4 protein-coding genes and 1 pseudogene are annotated in these 4,117 nt (G+C 67.6%); all 5 read right to left on the bottom strand.

Annotated elements, in window-relative coordinates:
- Positions 1-335 (bottom strand): annotated as a pseudogene (locus EGJ34_RS20775) (chemotaxis protein CheW); the annotation flags it as partial.
- Positions 332-1,114: a ParA family protein gene (locus EGJ34_RS20780; protein ID WP_125362316.1), complete on the bottom strand. Its 783-nt coding sequence runs from the start codon at positions 1,112-1,114 to the stop codon at positions 332-334. The gene EGJ34_RS20780 and the pseudogene EGJ34_RS20775, both read right to left, overlap by 4 nt.
- A gap of 4 nt (positions 1,115-1,118) precedes the next feature.
- Positions 1,119-2,117: a flagellar motor protein MotD gene (motD, locus tag EGJ34_RS20785; protein WP_125362317.1), complete on the bottom strand. Its 999-nt coding sequence runs from the start codon at positions 2,115-2,117 to the stop codon at positions 1,119-1,121.
- Between the two features lies 1 nt (position 2,118).
- Positions 2,119-2,859, bottom strand: a complete 741-nt coding sequence (locus EGJ34_RS20790) for a flagellar motor protein (protein WP_125362318.1) — start codon at positions 2,857-2,859, stop codon at positions 2,119-2,121.
- Positions 2,860-2,954: 95 nt separating this feature from the next.
- On the bottom strand, positions 2,955-4,117 hold a 1,163-nt coding region (locus tag EGJ34_RS20795), incomplete at its 5' end, for a chemotaxis protein CheA (protein ID WP_148100543.1).

Consider the following 4,117-nt stretch of genomic DNA (forward strand, 5'->3'; position numbering starts at 1 on the left):
GGTTCGGGGGCAGGAGCGGGGACCGGCGCGGGAGCGGCGACGACGGGGGTGTCGTGGAGGACTTCGTCGGGCAGGTCGTTCCAGTCCGGGCGTGCGTCCTCGGTGGTCAGCCGGGCAGAGCCCGGCTCTACGACGGGATCGGTGACCACCGGACCCAACGCCGGATCGTTCATCAACTCGTCGAGCAGGGCCAGGTTGGCCGGCGCACCGGGCGAGGTCGGGGTGTCAAAGGCCGGCGTCGGCGCTTCGGGTTCGGCAGGCACGGGCGGCGCGGCGGCGATCGCATCGCCCAGCAGCTCTTCCAGGTAATCGTCCAGAACGCCAGGCGTACTCATGCGGCGCGCTCCATCTGCAGGGCGTCGTCGGCCAGTATCCACTCCAGGGCACGCCGGTACGCGGCCAGGCCGCGGCCAGGGTAGTCATCGGACTGCGCCGGCACAGTGAGGCTGGCGGCATTGCAGATACGGGTGTCGACGGGAATGGCATCTTCCCAGACCCGGTGTCCGTGCCGATCCTGCATTTCCTTGACGGTCTCGTTGCCGGCGCGGGTGCGGCGGTCGAACAGGGTGGGCAGGATGCTCATGGGTAACGGACGGCGGCGCGAACGCTCGACCATCTCTCCGGTGCGGACCATGCCGTCCAGTCCGTGCAGCGCGAGCGGCTCGGCCTGGGTGGGAATGATCAGCCGGTCGGCGGCGGCCAGGGCGTTGATCATCAACAGTCCCAGGGTCGGCGCGCAGTCAAGCAGGATGTGGTCATGCTGGCCCTGGTGGCGGGCCATGGCATTCTGCAGGGCCAGGCCGAGGCCGGGTTGGTTGGCGCTGCGACGCTCCAGTGTGGCCAGCGCTGCCTGCGCACAGACGAAATCCAGCCCGGGAATGTTGCTGTGATGAGCGAGACTGGCCAGTTCCGCCGGTGGTGTGGCGAACAGCTCGAGCACGCCGGCCGGCGGCGGATCCAGCGGCACGCCGAAGGCGCGGGTCAGCGAGGAGTGCGGGTCCAGGTCGATGAGCAGGACGCGGTGACCCTGCGCGGCCAGGCCGCGGCCGAGTGCCAGCGTGGTGGTGGTTTTGCCCACGCCGCCCTTCTGATTGGCAATTGCCCAGATTCGCATTGGTTCACTCCTTCATTGCAGGGGGGACGGCGGCGCCTACGCGGCTGCCGGCCGGCACCGGTGGCAACTGCACCGGCGCGATGGGGGAAACAGGGGGTGCGCTGGCAGGCTGTCCCAGCGCGTCCGGGGTGGTCTCGGCGGTGAGCTTGGCTCCCAGCGGGTCCACGCTCTGCGACGTGTCGGCGAGGATGATCACCATCACCCGACGATTGCGGTTGCGACCTTCGGGGCTGGTGTTGTCTTCGCGCGGGCGGAACTGGCCATAACCGACCATCGCCAGCCGGGCCGGCTGCAGGCCTTGGTCGGCGAACAGATGCACCACGCTGGCGGCACGTGCGGCCGACAGCTCCCAGTTGGACGGGAACAGGGCGGTGGCGATTGGCACGTCGTCGGTATGACCTTCCACGCGGACGCCGTTGGGCGCGTCGCGCAGTACCTCGGCCAGGCTCGACAGGGTCTGGCGGGCGTGCACGTCCAGGGAGGCCGAGCCCGTGGTGAACAGGATGTCGCTGTTGATCTGCACTTCGATCCACAACTCGGTACGGCGTACCGTGATCATGCCGCGGTCGATCAGCGGGGCCAGGGTCGCAGTCAGGCGGTCCGCGATGCCGTTGAGCTGCTGCTCGGCCCGGCGGATCTGTTCCTGGTCGTGCACCGACACCGGCATGCGCATCTGCGAGGCCATCGCCGGCAGCAGGGTCGGGTCGTTGGAGGGAGCCGGCGCGGACGGGCCGATGCGATTGCCGGCCTTGATCACGTTGGGGCTGTCCCAGCCGCCGCCCTGCACCTGCTGGTTGCCGACCTGGACCGGATTGATGGTGCGCGGCGCGCCGCCAAAGGCAGTGGTCAGCGCATCGGCCATGACCCGGTACTTGCCTTCGTTGATCGAAGAAATGGCGTACATGACCACGAAGAAGGCAAGCAGCAGCGTCATGAGGTCGGCATAGGGGATCGCCCAGGCCTCATGGTTGGCATGCTCTTCGTGGGCTTTGCGGCGGGCCATGTCAGTGCAGGAAGCCGGACAGGTTGGTTTCGATGTTGCGCGGGTTCTCACCCTGGGCAATGGAGATCAGCCCTTCGATGATCATCTCGCGGTCGCGCGAATTGTGGTGGATCACGCTCTTGAGCTTGGCCGAAATCGGCAGGAACAGCAGGTTGGCCGAGGCGATGCCGTAGATGGTGGCGGTGAACGCGGCGGCGATGCCGTGGCCGAGCTTGCTCGGGTCGGCGAGATTCTTCATCACCGCGATCAGGCCCAGCACCGCGCCGATGATGCCCAGCGTGGGGGCGTAGATGCCCATGCCCTCGAACACCTTGGAGGCAGCCAGATCCTGGCTTTCCTGGTTGCTCAGTTCAATTTCCAGCATGTGGCGGATGGACTCAGGTTCGACACCGTCCACCAGCAGCTGCAGACCCTTGCGCAGGAACGGGTCGTCCTGGGCGTCGACCTGGGCTTCCAGGCCCAGCAGGCCCTGGCGGCGCGCGATATTGCTCCATTCCACGATCTGGCGGATCAGGTCCTGGCGATCACTCCCCGGGGGACGCACGATCCAGCGCACGATCCTGAAGGCGTGCTTGAACACGGCTGGCGAGGTGTGCAGCAGGATCGCGGCGAGGGTGCCGACGATGACGATCACAAAAGCCGCCGGCGACCACAGCGACGCCAGACCGGCACCCTTGAGGATGCTGCCGCCGACCAGCGAGGCCAGGGCGAGGAAAAGTCCGATGAGGCTGAGTCTGTCCATTGTTCGGGTATCGGCGGGCAGTTGGCGGTCTTGAGTGACCGGGTGTCGCAGGGTGGGTAGTGCCGGGCCATGCCCGGCAAAGCGCCATGGTCGGGTTATCGCAACCCATCGACATCGAGAATCAGCGCCATGCGGCCATCTCCGATCAGCGTGGCACCTGCATAGCCGCGCAGGCCGCGGAGGGTTTTGGGCAGCGGCTTGATCACCACCTCCTCGCGACCCCGAACCTGGTCGACCACCAGACCGAAGCGGGCTTCGCCGGCCTGCAGTACCACGATGGTGAGCAGCGGCGAGGACACCGGTTCGACCGCCAGCCAGTGGCGCAGGTCCACCAGCGGCAGGGTGTGCGAGCGGCGATCCAGCACGGCGCGGCCGTCGAACCAGCCCAGCTGCGAGTTGGGGGCGTGCAGGACTTCCATCACGCGTGCCAGCGGCAGGGCATAGACGTCTTCGCCCGCCTGCACGAGCAGGGTGGGCAGGATCGCCAGGGTGAGCGGCACGCGGATCATGAAGCGGCTGCCACGGCCGAGTTCGGACTGGATCTGGATCTGGCCGCTGAGCTCGCGGATGCGCGACTGCACCACGTCCATGCCGACGCCCCGCCCGGAGATATCAGTGACTTCCTGCTTGGTCGAGAAGCCCGGCAGGAACACCAGGTGCAGGCATTCCTCGCTGCTCAGGCGGGCGGCGGCTTCGGGATCGATGAGGCCCTTTTCGCGGGCTTTGGCGCGCAGTCGCTCGGGGTCGATGCCGGCCCCGTCGTCCTGCACCTCGATGCTGACATAGTCGCCTTCCTGCTGTGCCGACAGGCGCACGTGGCCGCTGCGCGGCTTGCCCTGCGCTTCGCGCAGGTCGGGCATTTCCACGCCATGGTCGATCGCGTTGCGGACCAGGTGCACCAGCGGGTCGGCCAGCGCTTCGACGAGGTTGCGGTCGAGTTCGGTGTCGGCCCCGATCAATTCCAGTTCCACTTCCTTCTTCAGGTTGCGGGCGACGTCGCGGGCGACTTTGGGGAAGCGCGAGAACACCTTGCCGACCGGCTGCATGCGGGTACGCATGACCGCCGACTGCAGGCGCGCAGTGGCGATGTCCAGCGTGGACACGGCGCGGTCCAGCTCTTCGTCATGCAGGCGCGCACGCAGGGTTTTGAGGCGGTTGCGCGAGAGCACCAGTTCGCCGATCAGGTTGACGATCGCGTCCAGGCGTTTGGTGTCCACGCGCACGGTGTGTTCGGCTTCGGCGACCGGCTTGGCGGCGG

Origin of the sequence: Stenotrophomonas sp. 278, assembly GCF_003935715.1 — a bacterium.
Classification (GTDB): Bacteria; Pseudomonadota; Gammaproteobacteria; order Xanthomonadales; family Xanthomonadaceae; genus Stenotrophomonas; species Stenotrophomonas maltophilia_AH.